The sequence below is a fragment of the Streptomyces sp. NRRL WC-3549 genome (assembly GCF_000721935.1).
Taxonomy (GTDB): Bacteria; Actinomycetota; Actinomycetes; order Streptomycetales; family Streptomycetaceae; genus Streptomyces.
The window spans coordinates 48,062-52,994 of record NZ_KL585400.1 but is presented as its reverse complement, the minus strand read 5'-3'; the positions used below and the strand labels follow the sequence as shown (position 1 = coordinate 52,994).

Annotated in this window: 4 protein-coding genes and 2 pseudogenes; 4 read left to right on the top strand and 2 right to left on the bottom strand. The window is 71.9% G+C overall.

Going from position 1 to position 4,933, the window contains the following annotated elements; genetic code table 11:
• From IH13_RS0116025 to IH13_RS0116015, 3 genes and pseudogenes are all read left to right on the top strand, one after another.
• Window positions 1-189: pseudogene (locus IH13_RS0116025) on the top strand (GNAT family N-acetyltransferase); the annotation flags it as partial.
• 195 nt (window positions 190-384) lie between these two features.
• Window positions 385-681, top strand: coding sequence for a DUF4229 domain-containing protein (locus IH13_RS0116020; RefSeq protein ID WP_031084971.1), 297 nt, complete (start codon window positions 385-387; stop codon window positions 679-681).
• A 391-nt stretch (window positions 682-1,072) separates the two neighbouring features.
• Window positions 1,073-2,431: a dicarboxylate/amino acid:cation symporter gene (locus tag IH13_RS0116015; RefSeq protein ID WP_031084970.1), complete on the top strand. Its 1,359-nt coding sequence runs from the start codon at window positions 1,073-1,075 to the stop codon at window positions 2,429-2,431.
• Between the two features lie 70 nt (window positions 2,432-2,501).
• Here the strand turns inward: IH13_RS0116015 and IH13_RS37635 are convergent.
• Window positions 2,502-3,739, bottom strand: a pseudogene (locus IH13_RS37635) (alpha/beta hydrolase family protein).
• Between the two features lie 221 nt (window positions 3,740-3,960).
• On the opposite strand from IH13_RS37635, the gene IH13_RS0116005 reads away from it, so the two are divergent.
• Window positions 3,961-4,581, top strand: coding sequence for a TetR/AcrR family transcriptional regulator (locus IH13_RS0116005; protein ID WP_031084969.1), 621 nt, complete (start codon window positions 3,961-3,963; stop codon window positions 4,579-4,581).
• Window positions 4,582-4,594: 13 nt separating this feature from the next.
• Here IH13_RS0116005 and IH13_RS0116000 read toward each other — a convergent pair.
• Window positions 4,595-4,933, bottom strand: a 339-nt coding sequence (locus IH13_RS0116000; RefSeq protein WP_031084968.1) for a MaoC/PaaZ C-terminal domain-containing protein, incomplete at its 5' end; no start/stop codon positions are given.

The window sequence follows — 4,933 nt, the reverse complement described above, 5'->3', positions numbered from 1 at the left end:
GCGGCCGACGCCGCCCGGTCGGTCGACGGCGTCGACGCCATCCGGCTCACCTGCCGGGGCGGCACGGGCGCCGACCGCTTCTACGCCTCCTGCGGCTACAAGGAGGTCGGCCGGGTCCCGGACGCCATCCGGGTCGCCGAGGACGACTACCGGGACGACGTCATCATGCTGCTCCCCCTCTTCCGGTAGGGACGGGGACTCTTCCGGCAGAAGCGGGACCTCTTCCGGCAGAGCGGGGTCTCTTCCGGCAGGGCGCGCGAGGCGGATTCCGGGCCGGGAAGAGGAGCCCTGAGAACTGATCGAATTCGGGGCATGCTTCACTGGTCGGGCAGAGTCGCACCCTGCACGACCGTAGAGACGTCGGACGTAGAGAGAAGGCAAGCCGTGTCCGCTGCAAAGCCGAGCGCAACGATCCGGTACACCGCGTTGCGTCTGCTGATTTTCGTCGGCTGCTTCTTCGTGTCGGGTGTGGCGGTCCACTTCGGGCTGCTGCCCGCCGGCGCCGGCGGGTCCAACGTCGTCTGGGTCATCCTCCTCGGCCTGCTGCTCTCCGCCCCGCTCAGCTTCATCCTGCTGCGCAAGCAGCGCGACGAGATGTCCCAGCAGATCGTCTCCACGGTCGACCGGACCAAGGCCAGGCTGGACGCCAACCGCACCCGCGAGGACGGCGTCACCCCGTAACGTTCCTCACGGCCCCGCCCCGTGCGGACGCGCCCCGGACCCGAGCCACCCGCTCCGGTACCGGGGCTTCGTCGTTCAGGGGGGCCCGCGGGCCCGGACCGGAACGGACTCCTGACCCAAGTGGACCTTTGAGGTTCTCAAAGTACAAGTGTTAACGTATCCGGCATGAACACCGCAGTGCGCACCCACCACGCCATGAGCCCCCGGCTCGTGGCGCGCCTGCACGTGGATCTCTGCCGCTGTATGTCCGCGGTCTGTTGCCGCAACGTCTGAACCGGCACCATGCAGCGGCGCCGCCCCTGACGCGGGCGCCGCACCCCCGTCCCCGTCTCACCGCACGTCGGTACGTCTGTTCCCGTACGTCCCACTGCGCCCCCACAGGAGTGTGCCCGTGTCCGCGAATTCCACGTCCCCCGAGGCCGGAACCGGGAAGCCATCCGGCTCCGGGCCGGGCTTCCGCATACCCAGCGTCCCGTTCTGGGTCCAGATCGTCGCGGGTCTGGTGCTCGGTGTCCTGCTCGGCTGGCTCACCCGCAGCCAGGACATCGACTGGCTCTACACCACGCTCGACAAGATCGGCCACCTCTTCGTCCAGCTGCTGAAGCTGGCCGTCGCGCCCCTCGTCTTCTTCGCGATCATGGTGTCGATCACCAACCTGCGCAAGGTCAACAACGCGGCCAGGCTGGCCACCCGCACGCTGCTCTGGTTCATGATCACCTCGCTGATCGCCGTCGCCATCGGCCTCGCGATCGGCCTGATCACCAACCCGGGCTCCGGCACCGGCCTCACCCCGAAGGACGGCGCCAAGCCGGAGCACGCCGGCTCCTGGCTGGACTTCCTCACCGGCATCATCCCGACGGACGTCATCACGCCGTTCACCGAACTGAACGTCCTGCAGATCGTCTTCATGGCCGCCGTCGCCGGTATCGCCGCGCTCCAGCTCGGCGAGAAGGCCAAGCCGATCCTCACCCTGAGCGAGTCGGTCCTGGAGCTCCTCCAGAAGGCCCTGTGGTGGGTCATCCGCCTCGCCCCGCTCGGCACCGTCGGCCTCATCGGCTACGCGATCGCCGACTACGGTTGGGACCTCATCGGCAAGTACGCGACGTTCACCGCCGACGTCTACATCGGCTGCGCCCTGGTGATGTTCGGCGTCTACCCGCTGCTGCTCGCCACGGTCGCCAAGGTCAGCCCGCTGCAGTTCTTCAAGGGCGCCTGGCCCGCGATCCAGCTCGCCTTCGTCTCCCGCTCCTCGGTCGGCACCATGCCGGTCACCCAGAAGGTCACCGAGCGGCTCGGCGTCCCGAAGGAGTACGCCAGCTTCGCCGTCCCGTTCGGCGCCACGACCAAGATGGACGGCTGCGCCGCGATCTACCCCGCGCTGGCGGCGATCTTCATCGCGCAGATCTTCGACGTCCAGCTGGGCATCGGCGACTACGTCCTGATCGCGTTCGTCTCGGTCATCGGCTCCGCGGCCACCGCCGGACTCACCGGCGCCACGGTCATGCTGACCCTCACCCTGTCGACGCTGGGCCTCCCGCTGGAGGGCGTGGGCCTGCTGCTCGCCATCGACCCGATCCTGGACATGATGCGCACCGCCACGAACGTGGCCGGCCAGGCGCTGGTCCCGGTGCTCGTCTCGGCCAGGGAGAAGATCCTGGACCACGACGCGTACAACTCGGCGTCGGCCTCCCCGGTCGACGGGCCCGAGGTCCGCGAGGAGGAGCCGAAGGGCGTGCCCGTCCCCGCCTGACACCGCCGTACGGCACCACCCGCACCACCGAAGCGCCCCGGCCGGGACCAGGCCGGGGCGCTTCGGTGCGTCAGGGGCGCTGGAAGACGACCTCCGGGTTGCCGGGGGTCGGCCCGTCCAGGAGCGGCTGCGGCCGGCCCCGCAGGTGCTGGTCGAGGAAGGCGGCGGTGTAGGCACGGGTGATCTGTGCCGAGCGCGTGCCGGAGAGCGGGGCGGCGGGGTCCACCGGCAGCCCCAGCTGCTCGGCCAGTACGGGGAGGTCCGTGAAGGTGAAGTGCCCGGAGCCCTCCACGGTCAGCCAGCGCTTCCAGCCGTCCAGGTGCCGCCACCCGGCGTCCCAACTCGTGTCGAGGCTGCCGGGGTGGTGCTCCGCGTCGGTGCCGAGCATCAGGAACGGGCGTCCGCCGCCGAGGCCCGAGGCGGGGACCTCCTCGAAGAAGGAGCCGTCCAGGTCGATCCCGGCGTCCACGCGCCGGTCGGCGAGCATCACGGAGGCCGCCGCGCTCCCGCCGATGGAGTGAGATGTGTATAAGAGACAGCGCCGATGGAGTGGCCGGCTGCGGCGACCCGGGACGGGTCGATCACGGCGGACCTGCTCCAGGCGGGTCGGTGGCCGGTCAGCCGGTCGAGAACGAAGGAGAGGTCGGCGGCCCGCCCGGTGGAGACGGCTTTCAGCAGCAGCCGCGAGGCCGCCTCGTCCGGTGCGGCCTCGACCTGGTCGCAGGCCGCGCAGGTCAGTACCCGCCCGCCGGGGAAGGAGGTTCCGGTCGACTCGTAGGCATGGTCCACACTCGCCACCGTGTAGCCGCGGCTCGCCAGGTCCTCGGCGAGTGAGGTCAGGGTGGCCCGGGGGGTGTTGAACCCGGGCGAGAGCAGCACCAGAGGGAACCGGCCCGGGGCGGCCGGGGCGGCGGTGCGGGCGTGGGTGGTGGTGGCGGCGACGGTGGCGGCGGGGACGGTCCCGTCCAGTCCGCGTTCCGCCAGCAGCAGCCGGGCCTCCTCGGTGGTCATGTACGGGGCCGGTGCGCCGCCGGCGGTGCGGGCCGGGTAGTACAGCGACACCATCAGTTCCCGTGGCCCGGCCTCGGGGACCCACGGGTCGGTGCGGCTGCGGTCGGTGAGGTGCAGAGTCTCCGTGCCCACGGCGTACGCGCCGGTCGGGCGGGGCAGTCCGGGCGGCGTGGTGCGGTTCGCCGTCGCGGTCGGCGCGGAATCGGGTAAGGCGTGGGCCACGGTGGCGGGGCCGGTCAGCAGTACGGCCGCCGCGAGGGCGGCGATCACGGTGTGTCCGCGGAATCCGGTGGTCATGGGCCGACGGTAGGCGGCCGGACCGGACGGGGCGTCGCCCCGGAGGGCGACACCGTGTGCGACCTCGGAACGAGCGGGTATCGGACACGGTGGGAGGCGGCAACCGGCCACCGGCCGGCCCGGGCCGCCGCGTACCGGGGGTGCCGGCCCCGCGCCGTAGGCTTACCGGGAGTGGCGGGGGCGGGAGGAAGTCCGACGTGAGTGCAGTGAAGAGCAAACGCATGCCGCGCGCCGTGCGGGAGCGGCAGATGATGGACGCCGCGGTGCGGACCTTCGGGCAGCGCGGGTACCGGGCCGCCTCGATGGACGAGATCGCGGAGCTGGCCGGTGTCTCCAAGCCGCTGGTCTACCTCTATCTGAACTCCAAGGAGGAGCTCTTCACCGCCTGTATCCGCCGTGAGTCGAAGGCGCTGATGGAGGCGGTGCGGGCCGGGGTGGAGCCGGGTCTGCCGGCCGACCGGCAGCTGTGGGAGGGCCTGCGGGCCTTCTTCACGCACACCGCGGAGCACCCGGACGGCTGGGCGGTGCTGCACCAGCAGGCGCGCTCGCAGGGGGAGCCGTTCGTCGGTGAGGTGGCGGTGCTGCGGGAGGAGATCGTCGCGTTCGTGACGGGTCTGATCGGGGCGGCGGCGCGTGAGGCGCGCCACGACCCCGCCCTGCCCGACCGGGACGTGGCCGGGCTCGCGCAGGCGCTCGTGGGGGCCGCGGAGGCGCTGGCGGGGTGGGCGAACGTCACCGAGGGCGTCTCGGCCAAGGAGGCGGCGACCACCTTGATGAACTTCTCCTGGGCGGGCCTGGAGAACCTGATGCACGGCCGTGGCTGGCAGTCCCGGGAGGGCTGACGGAACGCGGTGGTCAGCCCTCCCGGACCATGGTGCCGGTGAGGTGGACCCGGCGTTCGCCGCGCACCTGGAAGTCGCTCCCGGAGGCGGCGTAGGTGAGGGTGGCCGGCAGCAGGACGGGGGCCTTGAAGTCGGCCCGTACGGAACGGACGCGTCCGGGGGCGGTGGTCCCGGTGCCCGCCTCCGCCTGGGCGAGGCAGCGGGCGACCGTCCACATGCCGTGGGCGATGTGCCGGGGGAAGCCGAACAGCCGCGCGGTGAGCGGGTGGAGGTGGATCGGGTTCCGGTCGCCCGACACGGCGCCGTAGCGGCGCCCGAGGTCGCCGGGCAGCCGCCACTCGGCGACGGCGGG

Coding starts and splice junctions, on each gene's coding strand:
- IH13_RS0116005 (WP_031084969.1), top strand. CDS start 3,961: ATGCCGCGCGCCGTGCGGGAGCGGCAGATGATGGACGCCGCGGTGCGG.